The sequence below is a fragment of the 'Santalum album' aster yellows phytoplasma genome (assembly GCF_018283495.1).
Classification (GTDB): domain Bacteria; phylum Bacillota_I; class Bacilli_A; order Acholeplasmatales; family Acholeplasmataceae; genus Phytoplasma; species Phytoplasma asteris.
On the sequence record NZ_JAGVSK010000009.1, the window covers coordinates 1 to 20,328 of the forward strand.

Consider the following 20,328-nt stretch of genomic DNA (forward strand, 5'->3'; position numbering starts at 1 on the left):
TTAATAATTCATCAGTGGTATCTGGTTTGCTAGTTTGTATTAATGAATAGTCAGCTTTAGAAATTTGACAACCATATTTTTCTTTAGGTTTTGCATTTTCGTATTCTAAATTATATAAATTATTTTTACCTTCAGTCCAAATGATATAATATGATGGCAAAATTTTACTTAATGTTTCAAAATCTTTTTTTCAAAGAAATTTATTTTTCCATTAATATCTTTTTGAGTGGGTTTCATTCCTTCAAAAAACAATACTCTCTTATGATATTGTTTTATAAATATGGATAAATTAAATAAGGGGTAACAGTTATTTTATTAATATTATATTTTTTTAATTGGGATGGATTTTCTTTCGGCATTTCAGAATTTATAATTTGTTCTTTTATATTTGGAGGTTTTTCAAAAAAAGAATTAAATGCAAGTTCATTTTTATTTTCTAATTTTTGATTTTCTTCTTTGATTTTTATTTTGTGTTTTGCGTCCAAATATGTCCAAATAATTATTAAAATAGATAAAACAGTAATTATGGATATTGTAATAGTAATATTTTTTTTATTTAGCGTTTTCATTTTTTAGTTACCTTTCATTATAAATTTACCTCCTTACCTTTATTTTACTCTTTTTTTTGCGTAAAAATCGCTCAAAAACAGTTAAAAAAGTGAAAAAAAGATACTTTTTGCCATATTAAAGGAGGTGATTTCAATTATATAATAAAAATAAGACTCTCATTTATTGAGAGTCTTATTGATTTAAATTAATTTTTAATATTGTATATTTCTTTTAAAGCATTTTGGTAAGGTTGGATGTCTATTTGACTAAATTTATTTTTAGTTTGTAAATTTTGAAATAAATTGTTATGCCTTGTAATTGCTAAAGTTTGATCATTTTCTAATTGTTTGTTTTGTTGACTTAATTGTTGTAATGTATCACCAATGCGATTCATTTTATCTTTTATTTTTCGTTTTTCTTTTTCGTTTGCTGCTTCGTATTGTCTTTCTAAAACTTTTATATCTTTATTTATTTTTTTGCTGCTCAATGATATGTCATCCATTTTGCTATTTATTTTTAAAATATTTTCGTATGATTCTTTTTCGTCTTTAGACATGAAAGACATTTGTTTTTGTTGGTATTGTTTGCGTAGTTCTTTTTCTTTTGCTTTTATAGGTAGAATTTTTGGTAGTTCTTTAAGTTCATTATTGGTAATATATTTTAGTCTTTTGTTAAAATTTTCTTGTGAGACTTCTATTTTATTATTTATTTCAGTTTTATTGTTATTTTGTGATGAGGTTTTTAATAACATCGCATCAGAAGTGAATAATTGAGGTGTTACAAAGAAATAAAAAGTTGTAATTCCAATTAAAATTAAAAAGATAGTTGTAATAAGGATATATTTTTTGTTGCGGGTCATTTAGTTTGCTTTCTATTTTAAAAAGTGCTATTGTGTTTATCTTTGGTTCTTAATTTTATTTTATCATTTTTTTATTATTTTAATAATTTATTATTTTAAAAGTTTTTTTATATTATAAAGTTTTTCGAGTTGTAAAAAGATGAGTTAATGTTTTAAAATATGGGGTTGTCAGTAATTAAATAAATGTCTGATAATTGTAAATTGAGTATGAAATTTAGTTCTTTGGTGTATATTTCTAACATTTTTTCTTGAAATTGTTGAGTATAATGGATTTTATCTATTGTGTGTTTTTGGTTTTTCTTGGTTTATTTCTAATGTTATTTCTTGTTGTATATGTGGATATAGAATTAAACCTAATAACAATATACTTATAATTACTAAGAATAATAAAACTTTAATATTTATTTTCAAATTATTTATTTCCAAATTATTTATTTCCAAATTATTTATTTTCTTTTATATATTGAAGGGACAAGTGTTCCCCCACATTTATATTATAACTATTATTATGTAAAAAGTCATTATATAAACTAAAAAAAGACTATCATTTAAGATAATCTTAATATTGTTTAAGTAATTTTTTGTTAGTTTGGGATGGGAGATTGTGTTTAAATTCATTGTTATACCCCCTTTCTTTTATATTTTAGGTATATTGGTTGGTTGGGGGGGTGGGTTTTATGCCTAAAATATGTTGGGAGGGTAAAATATTTTGGGTATGTTTTAGTTTTTGAGTAGTTCGTTTATTTTGGATAGTTTGTTTTGGTAGTCGGAAAGGGATTTTGGAGACGGTCTATTATTCTATTAAATTGTGTTTCAAACATTTCAACTGATTTAATTTGCCCATCTAATATACCAATTTCGCGTTCTAAACTTTCAATTTCAATTTTGGATTCGGCAAGTTGTAATTCAATTTCCGTTTTTTTCGAGGGTTAGGTTTGGTTTGCTTTTTTGTGTTTGTTATTTTGTTAGTTTGGTTTTATGTTTGTTTAAACGTGTTGTTTTTTCATCTCTTTGTTGTTGTGGTTTTATTTGGGTGATTTTTTCTTTTTCAGTTTGATAATTTTTAATTGAATCTTGGGTGGTTTTAATACTTGCTTCAATAGTGGTTTTAAAGTTAAGGGCCATTTCTAAATCATAAAGTTCCCCTTCGTATTCGTATTTCTTTTCGTTTTTTGTTTGTGGTTGTGATGTGGGTGTAAATGTTTGAGAAGGTAAGTAAGGATTTTGGTTGCTTTGACTTCCTGTATAAATTCCTTCGTTATTACTGTAATCAGGTTTGTAAGATTGTGTGGGTTTGGGGGATGTTGGTGTGTCATCAGGTTTAGTGTTTTGATTAAATAAAACTAAAACTTACCCCCATTTAAGGATGTTTTTTTCTTTTTTATATTATTATTATTAATTATTTATAATCACATTAAAATTAATAAAAAATACATAATTATTAATATAAAATTAATAAAAATATAACAAAATGAAAATATAGGGTTGACATTCAACAAAAAAAGTAATACAATATTATTGGCAATCGTTAATGTGAGTGCCAAGAGGTGATGAATATGCTTTCAGATAGAAAAAAATTAATCTTAAAGGCTGTAGTGGAAAACTATTCACAAAAAGGACAACCCGTAGGTTCTAAACTGCTTACTCATTTGCCTTATCTTAAATTTGCAAGTGCTACTATTCGTTATGATATGGTGCAATTAGAAAAAGAAGGGTTTTTACAAAAAAATCATACTTCTAGTGGTAGAGTGCCTTCTTTTAAGGGCTTGACTTACTATCTAAACCATTTATTAACACGTGATCATGATGTTGCTTGTATGTTTGAAAGCATTGACAAAGTGATTCAAAAAAAGCGTTTTTGTAAAGGACAAGTAATTAAAGAAGCTCTTAATTTGTTAAATAATTTAACTAATTATACTGCTATGGCAATTGGTTCTGATATTTTTAATAATAGTAAAATTACTAAAATTGATTTTATTCCTTTAAATAGTACTCAAGCTGTTATTTTGATTATTACTGATAAAGGAAATGTACAACATCAAAATATTTCTTTGGATCAAACAAAAGAAATTAGCATTTATGACCTTAAAGATGTAGTGCAAGTAGTAAATGATTTGTTGACAGATAAGTTTTTATCAGAAGCAGCCAATATTATTCAAAGTGATTTTTTTAAACAAACTATTACTAAATATATTTGTTTTCAAGAACAATTAATTGCTTTGTTTATGGAAGCTTTTAGTAGTTTTGCCTCAGAGAATCTTTATTTTTCGGGGGTTTCTAAAATGCTTGAAAAACCTGAATTAAGTAATCCTGAAATTATTAAAAAATTTATGGGTCTTTTAGAGCGTAAAGAATTATTAAAAATTATGTTAAATCAAGATAGTTTGTCTTTTAAATTTTCTGATGGCTTGCAACTTACCCCTTTAAAAGATTGTATGATTCTTTCTATTCCTTTTGATGTAAATCCTAATGAGAAAGGAAGAATTGCAGTTGTAGGACCTTCGTGGATGAAATATCCTAAAGTTATTCCTATTTTGGAATATTTGGCAGTTCATTTATCTAAATTAAACGATCAAGAATAACAAATAAAAGAATAAATAATACAATAAATAATTGTAAGATAAAATATAAGTAATAATTACAATTACAACAAATAACAAATAACAAATAATAAGTAATAATGAAATAATTTATAATTTATTAAAAAAATAACTAAACAGGCTGCCAAAATACTTGTAAGTAACGTAATAAAAACATAATTATATCAAGAAAAGAGGTTTTAAGATGTTTTTAGAAAAAGACCAAGATAACTTAGATAATTTAGAAACACAAGCAAAAGAATTGCATAAAAATTGTAAAGAATGCAAAAATTGTCAAAAAGAAGAAACTAAAACAACAAATAAAGACAACCAAAAGGAAGATAAAACTGTTAAAAATCAATCAAATCAATCAAATCAAACTAAACAAACAAATACCAAACAACAAAAACATCAATCAAAAGAAAACAGTCATCTGCAAATTACTAAATTACAAACTCAAATTAAAGAATTAAAACAACAACTTACCCAACAAAAAAAAGCCTTTGATGAAGAGTTGTTAAAAAATCAAGCAGAATTGATTAACTTTAAGAAAAGATCCCAAACTCAAAAAGCAAATGAATTAAAATATGCATCAAGTAATTTTATTACTAATTTATTAATGCCCTTGGAACAATTAGAAAAAGTCATTGATATGCCTACACAAAATGAATTGTTACAAAAATATTTATTAGGATTTAAGTTGTTACAACAACAAATAAAAAAAGTGTTGCAGGATGAAGGAGTAGAAGAAATTGAGGCTCTTAATAAGTCTTTTGATCCTGCTTTGCACCACGCTTTAGAAACAGTGTGCGACCCTAAAAAACCTGATAAAACTAATTTAGCAGTTTTACAAAAAGGTTATTTATATAAAAAAAGAATTTTAAGACCAACATTGGTTAAAGTAAATGAATGGAGTGATAAAAATGACAAAAACGAATAAAATTATAGGTATTGATTTAGGAACAACTAACTCTTGTGTTGCTGTAATGGAAGGTGGCGAGGCAAAAGTTATTCCTAATGCTGAAGGTGGAAGAACAACTCCGTCTGTAGTTTCTTTTAAAGGTGATGAAATTATGGTAGGAGAAATTGCCAAACGTCAAGTAATTACTAATCCTAATACTATTAGTTCTATCAAAAGACACATGGGAGAATCTAATTATACTGTTAATGTGGGCGGTAAAAAATACACTCCGCAAGAAATTAGTGCAATGATTTTGGCAAATTTGAAAAAAACTGCTGAAGATTATTTAGGAGCTCAAGTAAGTGAGGCAGTAATTACTGTTCCCGCTTATTTTAATGACGCTCAAAGACAAGCTACCAAAGATGCAGGTAAAATCGCAGGCTTAAATGTTAAACGTATTATTAATGAACCAACTGCAGCTGCTCTTTCTTATGGCGTTGACAAAGGTGATAAAGAACAGACCATTTTAGTTTTTGACTTAGGAGGAGGAACTTTTGATGTTTCTATTCTAACTTTGGTTGATGGTACTTTTGAAGTGCTTGCTACTTCTGGAGACAATGCTTTGGGAGGCGATGATTTTGACTTACGTATAGTAGATTTCTTAGTGCAAGAATTCAAAAAAGAAAATAGTGTTGATCTTTCCAAAGATAAAATGGCAATGCAAAGATTAAAAGATGCTGCTGAAAAAGCTAAAAAAGAATTAAGTGGTGTTACTTCTTCACAAATTTCTTTGCCTTTCTTAACAATGAGCGAAGCAGGTCCCCTTCATTTAGAATACAATATGACTCGTGCTAAATTCAATGAACTTACTAAAAATTTAATTGATCGTTGTTTGGCTCCTGTAAAACGTGCTTTAAGTGATGCCAAATTAGATATTGAAAAAATTGATCAAGTGCTTTTAGTGGGTGGTTCTACTCGCATTCCTGCAGTACAAGATTTAGTTAAAAATGAATTGAAAAAAACTCCTAATAAGAGTATTAATCCTGATGAAGTAGTTGCTATTGGAGCTGCTATTCAAGGAGGAATTCTATCAGGAGACGTTAAAGATATTTTACTGTTAGACGTAACTCCGCTTTCTTTAGGAATTGAGACTTTGGGTAATGTCTTTACTAAATTAATTGAAAGAAACACTACCATTCCAACTTCCAAAAAACAAGTCTTTTCAACTGCCGCAGACAATCAACCAGCAGTAGATATTCATGTTTTACAAGGAGAACGCCCTTTAGCAGCTGATAATAAAACTTTGGGAAGATTCCAATTAACAGATATTCCACCAGCACCGCGCGGAATTCCTCAAATTGAAGTTACTTTTGACCTTGATGCAAACGGAATTGTATCAGTTAAAGCCAAAGATTTAGGTACTAACAAAGAACAAAAAATTACTATTTCAGGAAGTGGTGCCCTTAAAGAAGAAGAAATTCAAAGAATGATTAGAGAAGCTGAAGAAAATGCTGAGGTAGATCGTGTGAAAAAAGAAAGTATTGATGCGCGTAATGAAGCAGAAAATATGATTTTCCACACTAAAAAATCTTTAGAAGATCTAAAAGCTGACGTTACACCAGAAGAAAAAGACAAAGTTGAGACTCAAATTAAAGAATTAGAAGAATCTCTAAAAGGAGACGATACTGCTTTAATTAAAGAAAAAACTGCAAGTCTTACTAAAGAATCTCAAGGAATTGCAATGAAAGCTTATCAAAAAGCTCAAGAAAAACAAGCACAAGAAAAAGGTACGCAAGAAAACACTACTGCTAAAAATGAAAAACCTCAAGACGAAGTAGTAGACGCTGATTTTGAAGAACAAAAATAATCAATAATAAAAACAAAACTAAACAAAAACAACCATAAAAACAAACAAAAAATATACAAAAAAATATACAAATACAAAAACAACCACAAAAAACAAACTATAAAGAATAATGAAATCAAAGGAAAAGCCCCCTTAGTTTTATTATTAGGAGAAGTTAGCTACAATGACAAAAAAAGATTATTATCATATTTTGGGTCTAGATAAAGACGCAAGTCCTGAGGACATCAAAAAAGCTTATCGTAGTCTTGCTAAAAAATATCATCCTGATATTTCCAAAGAAGCTAACGCCGAGAGCAAATTTAAAGAAGTTCAAGAAGCTTATAGTGTTTTAGGAGATGCTTCTAAAAAAAGTAATTATGATCGTTTTGGTGATGCTTCTGATAAGGGTTTTTCTGGCTTTGGTGGCGGTGGTTTTGATGGTTTTGATTCTTTTGAGGATTCTTTTTTTAGTTCCTTTGGAGATATTTTTGGTAATCAACAAACTAAAAAACCTTCTTATGATAAAAAAGTAGAAATGACTATAAGTTTTATGGATGCTGTTTTAGGAGCTAACAAAACTATTGAAATTACTATAGAAGCTGATTGTAGAGTTTGTCATGGTAAAGGGGCAGCTTCCAATCAAGATGTTATTACTTGTAAACGTTGTGGCGGAACTGGACAAATTATTACTGAGCAAAGAACTTTTTTAGGTAATATTCGTTCTCGTCAAGTTTGTCCTAATTGTAGTGGTAAAGGACAAGAAATTAAAAATAAATGTTATGCTTGTCACGGACAAAAACGTCAAAAAGTTAAGCAATCAGCTACCTTTAATATTCCTGCAGGGATTCAAGAAGGAATGTCTTTGCAAGTTCCTGGGAAAGGAAATTTTATTCCTTTCAGCAATAATCAAAAAGCAGGAGATCTATATATTACTTTTAAAGTGCGTCCTCATGAATCTTTTGTAAGACGTGAATATGATATTATTTTAGAAATCTTTATTACTTTTCCAGAAGCTGTTTTAGGAACTAATATTTTGATTCCTACTATTTATGGTGAAGTAGCTTTAAAAATTCCTGCAGGGATTCAATCAGGCAATAAATTAAGAATGAAAAATAAAGGAGTTGCACATCTTAATTCTTCTTATCGTAAAGGTGATCAGTATGTTGTTGTTCATATTAAAACTCCTAACCAATTAAGTTTAGAAGAAAAAAGATTATATCAAAAATTATTAGATTTGCAATATCGTAGTTAATATAAGTAATAATATAAGTAATAATATAAGTAATAATATAAGTAATAATATAAGTAATAATATAAGTAAATAAATATTAATACAAATAATACAATATTAATAGTAAATAATAAAATAATAAGGAGACCAACTTAAAAGTTGGTTTTTTTGTTATGTAGCAATTTAATGTTTAAGTTTTTAGAGTTTTACATAGTTAATTTTAATTGTATTATGATGAATAATAAATTAATATTTTTTAATATAAATGTTGAATTGTAATATAGTTTTTATGTTATATTATAATTAATAGTAGATAAATAGTTTTGTTATTTGCTATTTTATTAATATTTATCATATTAAATTAACTACTCATTAAATATTTGAGTTATAATAAAGGCATAAAGTCTTTTATTATATTTAAGTTAGAGGCTTTAGAAATTTGACAAATTTAATTTGATAATTCAATTTAATAAAGAGGTGAAATAACATGTTTTTATTAGATAATCTTAAAGAAAAAATTAAAGATAATAAAAAATTAAGTTCGGTTGCAGTTTATCGTAGAGCAAACCATAAAAGAGTTATGCAAAAAACTTTATTATGGATTAGTTTAATGCTTTTATTTTTGGCACTTTCTTATGCAGTTGTATGGCATGAATTAGTTTTTTTGCCCAAATTTAGGTGAAATAAAAAAACAATTATTTTTAAATATTTGTATCTGCCTGCTATTATAAGTATTATTGCTTTTGTATTTGTTTGTTTTTCTTCAAGTATAACACGATTAACAGCTCCTGTTTGTCTTATTGCTTTGGGGATATTTTTAGGGATGTTTATGGGTTATTTATATGTTTGTTTGAATATATCACATACATTCGATTTGACTGATAAATTACTAATACATAAACATTTATGCCTAACTATGTTGCTTTCGTTTATTTTTATTTTGATGAGTAATTTTGCAATTACTATTTTACTTTATTATAAAAAGTTTAAAAAACAAAATAATCAACAATTAATTAATAAATTTGCTTTTGTAGTTTTTAATTTCTTTGTAATTACTATGTTTTATGTTGTTTTATTTTATGGGGTTGCTTTCCTTTGGTTGGCATCAGTTTCGCAATTAAGTCAACTTTCATCCTTATTTGACCCTTATTTTATGTTAGTGCTCCTATTTGTAAGTCTATTTATTTCATGGGCGTCTGTTTATATTGCAGGAGCTTTAGTTGTCTTTGATTATATTATTGAAAAACAAGTAGATAAAAAATATGAAGCATCTATGGCTTTTGCTTTATTTCTGTTAGTTTTTTGGCCTCTTATTAAAACTTTATGGAATTTTTGTAAAAAGGAGGATTAATAATTAATATTATTTATAAATTTAGAACAGGAATTAATTTTTAATTTCTGTTTTTTTGTTTTTATGAAGTATTTATTATTTATAATGTTGTGATTAGTCAATTTTGGAATTTGAAATAAAATTTGTTAATTGGGGTTATAATAAAATTCTTTTTATTGTTTGTTTTGGTTTTTTTAATTTATCCTTAAATATTTTATGATAACAAAATCCCCAAACCCTAAAAAACTCAATCAAAAAGCAAGTATTTTAGTTATAATAATTGGGTATAAGTTTTTTATTTTGATACCTTAATTACTTTCAAAAAGGAGAGTTTATAAATGTTTAAATGGTTGAAAAGTAAATTTTTTAAAAATAAAAATAATGATAAATATCAAATAGGTCTTAAAAAAACCAAAGCTAGTTTTCTAGATTTTCAAACTCTTTTGAAACAATCTAACAATATCGAAAAAACCCTATTACAAGCATTAGAAAGTTTGTTAATTCAAGCTGATTTTGGTACTAAAACCACTCTTTTTTTGATGCAAGCTATCAAAGATGAAATTAATCAATTTCAAATTAAAAATCCTCAAAAGCTTCCTTCTGTTGTTGTTTCTAAAATGTTTGATTTGTATCAAAATATGAAAGGTATGAAAGGCATATTAGAAAGTCCGCAAGAACAAGAAAAAGAACAAGAAAAACAAAATCAAGATTCCAATCCAACAAATCCCGAAGACACTTTTCAATCTCAAAATAACTTGCCTCAAATGTATTTGTTTACAGGAGTTAACGGAGTAGGAAAAACAACTACTATTGGAAAAATGGCTGAAGCATTGAAACAAGAAGGCAAAAAAGTATTATTGATTGCTGCTGATACTTTTCGTGCAGGCGCAGTAGAACAACTCCAAATTTGGGCAAAAAGAGTAGGTGTTGAAGTTTTTTGCAACCCTTTGCCAGCTCATCCTGCAAGTGTTATTTTTGAAGGCATCGAACTTGCTAAAAGTCAAAATTATGATATTATTTTGTGTGATACTGCTGGAAGATTACAAAACAAAACTAATTTAATGCAAGAATTAGCCAAAATTAATCGTGTTATTTGCAAACATTTGCCCGCCTCCAATTTACAAACTTTTTTAGTTTTGGATGCTACTACAGGGCAAAATGCTATTAATCAAGTTGATTTGTTCAATCAAGCAACTCCACTTTCAGGAGCCATTTTAACCAAGCTTGACGGCACTTCCAAAGGAGGGATTGTTTTTGCAATTAAATATTTATACAATTTGCCCACTAAATATATTGGTGTAGGCGAAAAATCCCAAGATTTAATTACTTTTGATGTTAAAAATTATCTTTTTAATTTATTTGAAGGTTTTTTTACTTCTGAAGATATTTTATAATTGCTAATTATAAAGAAAAAATAACAAATAACAAATAACGAAAAACAAACACAAAAAAACATAAAAATTATTATATCAAAAATAACGAATTCAAAAATATTTAAAAAACATTGCCCCAACAAAAAATTAAACCCCACAAAAACAAATTTCACAACATCAAAAAGGAGATAAAAATATGAGTATATTAGGTGAAGGCTTACAAAAAGTTATTAACAAAATTAGAGGAAAAAAAATCCTAGAACAACAAGACATTCAAAACATTATGCAAGATATTAAAGTTTCTTTGGTAGAAGCTGATGTTCATTTACAAGTTATTGATAAGTTTAATGAAATTATTGAAAAAAAGACTTTGAAACAAGAAGTTTTAAAAGGGCTGAACCCCAAAGAACATATTATTAAAATCGTAAACGAAACCCTAATTCAAATTTTGGGCTCTACTCGTGCAGATCTTACTTTTAAGCCTAATTGTAATTTGGATACTTTAATGTTAATTGGGTTGCAAGGAAGTGGTAAAACGACTACTGTAGGAAAATTAGCTCTTTGGTTGCGTAAAAAAAATAGTAAAAAAGTTTTGCTTGTAGCTTGTGATATTTATCGTCCAGGAGCAGTAGAACAATTAAAAGTTATTGGTAAACAAATCAATATCGATGTTTTTTCTAAACCTGACACTGCTGTTTTAGATATTGTAGATGCAGGATTAAAACATGCTTTGCAAGAAGGATATGATGCAGTAATTATTGATACTGCGGGGCGCCTTGATATTGATGAGACAATGATGCAAGAATTGCAACAAATTAAAGCCAAAACCAATCCTTCAGAAATTTTGTTAGTTGTGGATTGTCTTTCAGGACAACAATCTGCTAATATTGCTCAGTCGTTTCATAATCAAGTAGGAGCAACTGGAGTTATTTTGACCAAAATGGATGCAGATACTAAAGGAGGAGCTGCTTTATCAGTAAGAGCAATGACAGATCTGCCTTTAAAATTTGTTTCTTCTTCAGAGACAATTGACAGTTTAGAGTCCTTTAATCCTGATAGAATGGCATCTCGTCTTTTAGGAATGGGAGATATTTTAACTTTAATTGAGACAGTTACTGATAAAATTGATCCTCATCAAAGTAAACAAATGATGGAAAAATTATTTGATGATAGTTATAATTATTATGATTTTCAAAAACAATTAAAAACATTAAAAAAAATGGGTTCTTTCAGCAAATTGTTAAGTTTTATTCCTGGATTAGGTGGTAAGATGAAACAACTTTCTGCCAGTTTAGGTGATGATGGATTTAATAAATTTGAAGTTTTAATTCAAAGTATGACTAAACAAGAAAAGAAAAAACCTCAATTAATTGCTTTGAGCAGTAGACGTAGACAAAGAATTGCCAAAGGTTCTGGTAATCAATTAAGTGATGTTAACAAGCTAATTACCCTTTTAGAACAACAAAAAAAATTAGCTAAGCAAATGCAACATTTTGATGATCAAGATCTTGATAAATTACAAAATGATCCGATGGCTTTTTTTCGTGATATGAATAATAAATAATTAAAATTATAAAATCTTTTTATTAAGTATTTTTGTACCCTTTAATATTTTTAAAATCAACTTTAATTTATCATTAATTAAAACAAAATGAATAATTATTTGTGTTATATTAAATAATAAATAAATTACATTTTTTATTAAAAATTGCTGCATTTTTATAAAATCCAAAAGGAATACAAACATGAACCTATTAACTAAAAGTAAAGAAAACTTTTTAAAATTTTTATTGGCACTTTATTATTTATTTTAACAACCACTTTAACAATTTATTTTTCATATAACTTATATCATCAATACAAACAACAAAAATTTAAAGAATATCAAAAACAAATGGAACAATATGATGCCAATAAACCTCCTACTAAATTTAGCGCACATCCTTTAGTATCCCAACGTTGTAAAGAAACAAATGATGATATATAGTAAACAATATAAGTTTTGCAAACATAATTGGCATGGAAACTGAAAAAGAAACTTGTAATCGCATTTTAGCAATGGTATCTCATCCTGAATGGTTCCAAAACGCAGGAAAAAGCAATAAACCCAAAAGACTCCTACTACACGGAGTCCCAGGAACAGGTAAAACATTATTAGCAAGAGCATTTATGTCACAAGCAAGACAAGCCTCCCCTTCCACCGATGCAGGCTGTTTTGAATTTACCCCCTACGACTTTATCACCAAAACCCGCGCATAAGGAATCGAAATTATAAGAGCGATGTTTGATTTCATTAGAGCTGAATGGCATCTAAACAAAAATAATGGTATGGGAGTAATTTTCATCGATGAATGCGACCAAGTATGGGAAAAAATGGAACTTATCAACCAAGAAGACCAAAAAATGAAAAACATCTTAAACGCCTTCAAAGCCGAAATTACTTCATTAAGAAACCACTGCCCCCACAACCCTGATGCTTTTATTTTCGTAATTGGAGCCACTAATCACTTAGATCAAATAGACGATGCCATCAAATCACGCCTCAACTACCACATAGAAGTTAAACTCTTAGATATAAATGGTAGAAAAAAATTCTTAGAATTCTTAATTGAAAAAAGAAAAACACCAATCACCTCAACTGCAAAAGAATATTTATTAACAATAATTAATGATGCATTGGAAAAATTAACTGATAAATCCAAAACAGGATAACGCACTATGGAATATCTTTTAGATGATGCAATTATCAATGCTCGCTACGAAACCCAAGGGCAAAGTGACATTAGAATTGAAGACTTAAAAAAATCTTTTAAAGTTATTTATGGATTTGATTTGCCTTAAAGACTTCATTAAAAAACTCATTATAATTAAAGTTATAAAATCTTTTTATAAACGCAATAAAATAAAAACTCAAACAAAACCTTGTATTCTAAGAAAGTTTTTCCAAACTTTCTTTTTTTAATATTATATTAATTATTTTCCTTTTGTACCTTATAAATAACACAATCATTATTAACTTATAATCCAATTTTGGCTATTAGCTAAACGATAAAATAAATAGGAGAAACAATGAAACATTTAGTTTTAGTTGATGGCAATTCGCTTTTATTTCGAGCATATCACGCAACTGCAAGCAAATATAAACCCCTTTTGCAAAATAAAAAAGGTATCTACACTAATGCTCTTTTGTCTTTTATTAGAATGTTTGAAAAAATTTTAGAAGAAACGAAAGGCTATATTTTAGTAGCTTTTGATACTCATAAACCTACCAAAAGACACCAATTATACGATGCTTACAAACAAGGAAGACCAGAAACACCTTCTGCATTGATTAGTCAAATTCCTTTGATTAAACAATATTTAGACCTAATCGGTGTTAAATATCATGTCCAAGACGAATACGAAGCCGATGATATTATAGGTACTTTAGCCAAAGAAGCAAGCAATCAAAATAAGACAGTATCTATTTATTCAAGTGATCAGGATTTATTGCAATTAGTAGATGAAAAAATTACTGTTTGTTTGCTTAAAAAAGGATTGCGTGAAATTAAATGCTATACACCTCCTACTTTGTTTGAAGAATACGGTCTTAAAGAATATCAAATGATTGATTATAAAAGTTTAATTGGTGATCCTTCTGATAACATTAAAGGAGTGTTGGGAATAGGACCTAAAACTGCTCAAAAGTTATTACAAGAATACGATTCCCTAGATAATTTGATGCAAAATTTAGACAACATTAAACCTATTTTAAAAACCAAAATCCAAAATTCCCAAGCTGATTTAGAACTTAGCAAAATACTTACCGCAATTGACCTTAAAGTTCCCTTGCCCTTTGATTGTATGCAAACAGAAATACAAATACGTTTGGCGCAAAACCTTAAAAATTTTTATGAAGAAATGGATTTTAGACGCTTAACTATTACCAAATATGCAAGAATTGAAAAAGAACCAAATACCACAAATACAAATGCAAATTATAATAATAAGGAAGCATCCCCCAAATCCAAAGAAGTGCAAGAAGTAGAAAAAGATAGCAATTTAGAAAATGATAATAATTTAAACCAAACAAATCAAAACAGACCTATCAACACCACCACCACTAACAATAATGACAATAACGCTCCAAAAGTTCAAGAACAAGGCGCCAACCCACCTCAAAACAATTTTCATTTTCAAATTATCAAAGACCAAAACTCTCTAAATGCTTTTTTGGCTCAAATCCAACCACACCAAATTTGGGCTTGTTTTTTTGAGTTAGAAAAAGAAAATGACTCAAATACTTTTTTGAAAGGAATTGGTTTTTCCAATGAAAATACACATTTTTTTATAGATGCTAATTTGGCTTTTGATAATAATAACTTTTGCAATTATCTAAAAGATGCTAATTTTTATAAAATTGTTTTTCACAATCAAGCAACACAACTTTTTTTAAAAACAAAACATCAAGAACTCAACGGAGCTATCTTTGATTTAGTTTGTGCTTCTTATCTTTTATTTCCTTTGAAAAATCTTGAATTTAGTCATATTATAGCCAAAATAGATATTTTGAATAACACAAATTATGCAAGCCAATTATCTCAAAATATTTTTATTTTAGAGCAAAAAGTAGCTTTTAAAGCTTTTTTATTACACGCCATCAAAAATAGCGTTTTGAATCATTTAAAAGTTCAAAACCAATTATTTTTGTTTCAAGAAATAGAACTTCCCTTATCAAATATTTTAGCCCAATTAGAATATGAAACTAATTTAGTACAACAAAAACAAATAATAGAAGCACAGCCAATAGAAAAAAATACGGATGAAAAAATAGAGACACAACAAGAAAAAATACCAAAAACAAATCAAGGGCAAGAACAAGAACAAGAAACTCACATCAACCAATTAAAATCATTCAAAGATGTTTTTGGGTATCAAAATAGTTGTTTTTTAAATATAATAAACAATAAAAAATCTTATAATTATTTAATTAATGATAATTTTTTTTGCTTTTCGTTAAAAATTTTAGCTACTTTAGGAAATATTCAAAAAATTAAAAATTACTTTAAAATTGAAAACAATCATCTTTTAAATGATGAACAAACCTTACAATTTTTTGTAAATGCTCCCAAATCAGAAATCAAAAAGGGCTCTCAAAAACTTTCTGAAACAACGAATTTTGATGTGGATGCGTGGGCAAAAGCAATTATCCCTGAATTAAATATTTCTTCGAATTGTGCCCAAGATTTTATCCATCAATATTTAAGTTTGGATGATGAAATTATAAATTATTATCAAAGTTTATTACAACAAATCAAAGAAAAAAAATATGCATTAACTTTATTGAAAAGAAAAGTTTTTTTTGGTAATCAAAAATTAACTCCGAATTTTGATTTAGAAACATTATATGTTTTTTTACAAGAAAATATTTTAGATATGAAAAAAATTGTCATATTGCAATTATTACGCCATTTAGAACGAAACAATGAAACTGCCAAAATTACTTATTTTGCTTTAAATGATTATTTGCAACAAAACATAGATTTAATTTCTAAACATTTGAATTATTTTTTTATTTTAGATAATGGTAATATTTAATTGGACAAATCTTATTATTTATAATTTATTTATAAAATAGAAATGTTAAATATCCAAATCAATAAAAAAGCAAAAGAAAAAACATAAGAACAATTGCAATCCAAAAACAAAGATAAAAAAGGAGCAAATGCATGCCAGAATTACCTGAAGTCCAAATTATTGTAGATTTTTTAAAAACACAGTTAATAGGAAAAAAAATTGTTGCAACTAAGGTATTTTATGAGCCTGTTGTTAAAAATACCAAAGAATTTCAAAAAATTGAACAAACTACCATTTTGGATATTCAAAGAAAAGGTAAATTTTTATTATTTTTTTTAACTCAAGAATTAGTTTTAATAGGGCATTTGAGAATGGAAGGAAAATTATTTATCAAACCTTGCGATGAGCCTAAACACAAATACGAACATTTTGCAATTATTTTGGAGGATAAAAGTTCTTTAAGATATTATGATTTTAGGAAATTTGGTAGATTTGAAGTTAAGAATCAGAACATTTTTTTAACCCAAACTACCTTGCATCAACTAGCCTTAGATCCTTTTGAAATCAATCCAGTTGTTTTGTATCAAAAAATATTAAAGACCAAAAGCGCTTTGAAAAAAGTTTTATTAAATCAAAAAATAATTTCTGGATTAGGCAATATTTATGTTAATGAAGTTTTGTTTTTAGTAAAATTGCATCCTGAAACTAAAGCTTGCGAACTGTCTTTGGAACAAGTGCAAGAAATTGTAACAATTTCCCAAAAAGCACTTACCAAAGCCATTAAACTGGGCGGAACTACTGTAAGTACTTTTGAATCTCAACCAGGCATTATAGGCTATTTTCAAAACAAATTACAAGTGCATGGCAAAGTTAATAAGCCTTGTATTAACTGTCAAACTAAAATTATCAAAATCAAAGTTGGCGGCAGAGGTACTTATCTTTGTCCTGTTTGTCAAAATCATAATTCTAATAAAGAATTATAATTGATTTATTTTCAACTATAAAATAGATCAATATTTTTAAAAAAGAGGTTTTTATGCTTAGTCATCTAAATTTATTTCAAATCAAAAATTCAGTTTTTTTGTCGCTTGAAGACCATCAAAGCCTAAGTTTGCTTTATCAACCACTAATAGGCACTCATGCGCTTGGTATTTATCATATTTTAGCAACTCTAAAACCTAATATTTTTTATCAACATCAATTTTTATTTGATTTGAGTGCGGTTTCAAAAAATGATTTTTTAGAATCACAAGAAAAATTAGAAGCTCTTAATTTGCTCCAAACTTTTTGCAATTCCGAAACCCAAGAAAGAATTTATTGGCTTAATTTGCCATGCAGATCTCAAGAGTTTTTTAAAGACCCTCTTTTTAGTAATTTTTTATTAAGTGAAGTGGGAGAGGCTACTTTTTTGAGTTTGCAAAATCATTTTAGTAAAGAAGCTTCCACTAAAAAAAATAATTGGGACGCTTTTCAAGACATTAGTAAAAAATTTGATGATTTGTTTCAAGTGCAAAAAATGGATTTACCAAATGATTTTACTTGTCCCAATAACCAAACAAATTCTTCTCCAAGACAGTTTTTAAATAAAGCTTTTGATTATAAATTATTTTTGCAAAAATTGCCCCAACGTTTCAAAAAACCATCTTTAACTTGCAATCAAACAAATGATTTTATTCAAAAATTAAGCTTAGTTTATAATTTAGATGAAGCTACACTTTCGGAAATATATCAAAAAACTTTTCCAAAGCCCAGCGAAATCGAACTATCCAAATTAAGCCTAGGTGTAAAAAGATATTATCAGATGCATACTCAAAATCAAAATTTGTTTTTTGCGAAAAAAACGCAAGATAATGAACAAGATACGATTGCTTTGCTAAAACGTAAAGATTCTACTCAAAGAATTATTATAAATCATTGTCCTAAAAATATGCAAGCCACTGCGGCTGATACTGTTTTTCAATTTATGGAAAGAAATAATTTAGAACCGGGGCTAGTCAATGTGCTTTTAACTTATATTTTGGAACGAAAAGGCTTTGTGCCCTCAGTGGTTTATTTGGAAAAAATCTTAAAATCTTGGGAGCAAAAAGGGATTTTTGATACTGAAACAGCATATGATTTTTATATGGAACAAGAAAAAAACCAATCCCAAACTAAGTTTAGATCTAATTTAAAAAAAACACAAATTTCTCCTAAATGGTTAGAAGATTTTAAAAAGAAAAAACAGTCATAATTTTTTGGATGATTTATTATTACAAGGAATCAATTCAATTTGATAACATTTTACAAAAGCAAAAGAGGTGAAAAATTAATTTATGGAATTTTCAGATATAAAAATAAAAATTAGGAAAATGATTGCACAGTGCGAAGAAACCAAAAATTTAGATATCTCTGATGATGAACTGCCAGTTATTTATCATTATTTGCTCACCAAAGATCAAGAAAATGAATATGGGAATCGCCAAGAAATAAAAACTAATCCTTTAAGAGTTGTTTGGGTTCCTACTGTTAAATCTCAAGCTCTTTATTTTAAGGAACATTGGCAATCGCAAAATGAATTGTTTGATAGTAGCATTAATTTTGATGCTCATTTAGTGAGGCAATTTGTAGTGGATAATGATTCTAAGCAAAAAGCGTTAAAAGAGATGAAACAAATTATTAAACATTTTGAAAAATCTACCAAAGGTTTTTATTTGTCGGGTTCTTTTAATACTGGAAAAACTATTTTTTTGAAAAAAATAGCTTATGAATTAATTCAAAAACAAATTTCTGTTATTTTTCTTTTTATGCCTGATATAACTAGAAAATTTAGAAATTTTTTGTATAATAATACTTTAGAAACAAGGTTGCAACAATTAAAAAATGTTAAGTGTTTGATTTTGGATGACCTAGGTTCAGAAAATATGACACCTTGGTTTCGTGATGAAATTTTGCTTCCTTTGTTGTATGATAGAGCTGAAAAAAAGTTGCCCCTTTTTATTAGTAGTAATTTGCCCTTTAATGAACTGCACAATTATTTATTGCATTTGCATGGAGCTGAAAATGCTAATAGTGAAGTTAAGGTATACAAAATTATTGAAAAAATTCGTACCATTACTCACTTTTATGATTTTTCCGAAAAACAAGATTCCTAATAAGACAGTTTTAACTTGGTCAAGGATTAAAAATATTCTTTTTGGGAAAAACGTAATAACACAAGCAAATAATTTATAATTTATTTTGGTGGAGATGATGGGAGTCGAACCCATGTACAAAATCACTTTAATTTATATATTCTACATATTTAGTTTATTTTGTAAGTTCGCAATTTATGAAAAAACAAACAAAATCCATAAATTACTAGTCTTTTTGATATTTGCTAAAAGAGCAAAGACAAACCCAATTAGTAAAACTTACCTTATTGCCTTCCTTAAATCGTAAGTTAATTTAAGTGCGGGTTTTGCTTATTTATTTAAGCAAAAGCTAATTGTGAAGAAAAACTGTTTGCAAAATTCATTTGATAAACTGGAGTTTGTCCAGCAAAATCTTGTGTATTTGTTACAGTTTGTTTGTTATTTCCGGTTATTATAACCTCGACGTTTTTACTTGCGTAACCAAGATATGCTATATAAATTTCGTTGACCTTGGCAAATCCAAAACATCCCCATATTTTTATTTTAACTCAAAAAACCTTTTTTAAATCAAGTTATTTTTAGATTTGTTATTTGTGTTTTTGGAATGGATCATATTTTTGATTAATTTATTCTTTTTGTCCACTCAAAAATTATAACCAATAAATTTAAAATTTTGTAAAAGCGCCAAAGATAAAATTATCTAAATTTAAACTAAACTCAAATCAAAATTACACAAACAACCAAAAAGCTCAATATATATAACAAAAAAGGGATTTGCATCCCTTCCTTTGTTCGATTATTAATGAAATTATTCGTTAACTACAACAACATCTACAGCTTGAGCTCCGCGGCCGCCTTCTTTAACAGTGAATTCCACCTTGTCGTTTTCATTAAGTGTTTTTCTTCCAAAGACTTCAGTTTGAATAGAACTGTAATGTACGAAAATATCTTTCCCATCAGCTGAAACGATAAATCCGTAGCCTTTGTCTTTAGA

The 20,328-nt window shown here is 27.5% G+C and carries 17 protein-coding genes, 1 other RNA gene and 1 pseudogene; 14 read left to right on the plus strand and 5 right to left on the minus strand.

Annotated elements, in window-relative coordinates; all coding sequences use genetic code 11:
* Window positions 1–272: 272 nt before the first annotated feature.
* From KE631_RS02100 to KE631_RS02110, 3 genes are all read right to left on the minus strand, one after another.
* The gene (locus tag KE631_RS02100) at window positions 273–569 is read right to left on the minus strand and encodes a hypothetical protein (protein WP_212509212.1); all 297 of its coding nucleotides are present in this window, start codon (window positions 567–569) and stop codon (window positions 273–275) included.
* 185 nt (window positions 570–754) lie between these two features.
* Window positions 755–1,408: a hypothetical protein gene (locus KE631_RS02105; RefSeq protein WP_212509213.1), complete on the minus strand. Its 654-nt coding sequence runs from the start codon at window positions 1,406–1,408 to the stop codon at window positions 755–757.
* Between the two features lie 957 nt (window positions 1,409–2,365).
* Window positions 2,366–2,533: a hypothetical protein gene (locus KE631_RS02110; RefSeq protein WP_212509214.1), complete on the minus strand. Its 168-nt coding sequence runs from the start codon at window positions 2,531–2,533 to the stop codon at window positions 2,366–2,368.
* Window positions 2,534–2,955: 422 nt separating this feature from the next.
* Between KE631_RS02110 and hrcA the strand changes: the two genes are divergently transcribed.
* The 14 genes and pseudogenes from hrcA (at window position 2,956) to KE631_RS02180 (ending at window position 19,355) form a co-directional block, all read left to right on the plus strand.
* A complete protein-coding gene (gene hrcA / locus KE631_RS02115; protein ID WP_212509215.1) occupies window positions 2,956–3,990 on the plus strand; it encodes a heat-inducible transcriptional repressor HrcA in 1,035 nt (344 codons plus the stop codon).
* Between the two features lie 202 nt (window positions 3,991–4,192).
* Complete coding sequence (locus KE631_RS02120; protein WP_212509216.1) at window positions 4,193–4,927, plus strand: nucleotide exchange factor GrpE; 735 nt, start codon at window positions 4,193–4,195, stop codon at window positions 4,925–4,927.
* On the plus strand, window positions 4,911–6,755 hold the full coding sequence (gene dnaK, locus KE631_RS02125) for a molecular chaperone DnaK (RefSeq protein WP_212509217.1): 1,845 nt from the start codon (window positions 4,911–4,913) through the stop codon (window positions 6,753–6,755). Before KE631_RS02120 ends, dnaK begins: the two co-directional genes overlap by 17 nt.
* A gap of 163 nt (window positions 6,756–6,918) precedes the next feature.
* On the plus strand, window positions 6,919–7,986 hold the full coding sequence (dnaJ, locus tag KE631_RS02130) for a molecular chaperone DnaJ (RefSeq protein ID WP_212509218.1): 1,068 nt from the start codon (window positions 6,919–6,921) through the stop codon (window positions 7,984–7,986).
* 466 nt (window positions 7,987–8,452) lie between these two features.
* Entirely contained in the window at window positions 8,453–8,647 is a 195-nt protein-coding gene (locus KE631_RS02135; protein WP_212509219.1) for a hypothetical protein, read from the plus strand.
* Window positions 8,648–8,881: 234 nt separating this feature from the next.
* Window positions 8,882–9,316, plus strand: coding sequence for a hypothetical protein (locus KE631_RS02140; protein WP_212509220.1), 435 nt, complete (start codon window positions 8,882–8,884; stop codon window positions 9,314–9,316).
* A gap of 317 nt (window positions 9,317–9,633) precedes the next feature.
* Window positions 9,634–10,689 carry a signal recognition particle-docking protein FtsY gene (gene ftsY, locus KE631_RS02145; protein ID WP_212509221.1) on the plus strand — a complete coding sequence of 352 codons (1,056 nt, stop codon included), beginning with the start codon at window positions 9,634–9,636 and terminating at the stop codon, window positions 10,687–10,689.
* Window positions 10,690–10,864: 175 nt separating this feature from the next.
* Window positions 10,865–12,232 (plus strand): signal recognition particle protein, encoded by a 1,368-nt coding sequence (ffh, locus tag KE631_RS02150; RefSeq protein WP_212509222.1) that lies wholly within the window; start codon window positions 10,865–10,867, stop codon window positions 12,230–12,232.
* A 494-nt stretch (window positions 12,233–12,726) separates the two neighbouring features.
* Window positions 12,727–13,380 (plus strand): annotated as a pseudogene (locus KE631_RS02160) (AAA family ATPase).
* Window positions 13,381–13,386: 6 nt separating this feature from the next.
* Entirely contained in the window at window positions 13,387–13,509 is a 123-nt protein-coding gene (locus KE631_RS02630; RefSeq protein WP_283242284.1) for a hypothetical protein, read from the plus strand.
* Between the two features lie 228 nt (window positions 13,510–13,737).
* Window positions 13,738–16,245: a 5'-3' exonuclease H3TH domain-containing protein gene (locus tag KE631_RS02590; RefSeq protein WP_249291139.1), complete on the plus strand. Its 2,508-nt coding sequence runs from the start codon at window positions 13,738–13,740 to the stop codon at window positions 16,243–16,245.
* Window positions 16,246–16,376: 131 nt separating this feature from the next.
* Window positions 16,377–17,207, plus strand: a complete 831-nt coding sequence (gene mutM, locus KE631_RS02170) for a DNA-formamidopyrimidine glycosylase (protein WP_212509225.1) — start codon at window positions 16,377–16,379, stop codon at window positions 17,205–17,207.
* 53 nt (window positions 17,208–17,260) lie between these two features.
* Entirely contained in the window at window positions 17,261–18,454 is a 1,194-nt protein-coding gene (locus KE631_RS02175) for a DnaD domain protein (protein WP_212509226.1), read from the plus strand.
* Between the two features lie 82 nt (window positions 18,455–18,536).
* Window positions 18,537–19,355 carry an ATP-binding protein gene (locus KE631_RS02180; RefSeq protein WP_212509227.1) on the plus strand — a complete coding sequence of 273 codons (819 nt, stop codon included), beginning with the start codon at window positions 18,537–18,539 and terminating at the stop codon, window positions 19,353–19,355.
* Window positions 19,356–19,441: 86 nt separating this feature from the next.
* Here KE631_RS02180 and ssrA read toward each other — a convergent pair.
* Window positions 19,442–19,866: a transfer-messenger RNA gene (gene ssrA / locus KE631_RS02185) on the minus strand.
* Window positions 19,867–20,142: 276 nt separating this feature from the next.
* A partial coding sequence (locus tag KE631_RS02190; protein ID WP_212509228.1) for a cold-shock protein occupies window positions 20,143–20,328 on the minus strand: 186 nt, incomplete at its 5' end.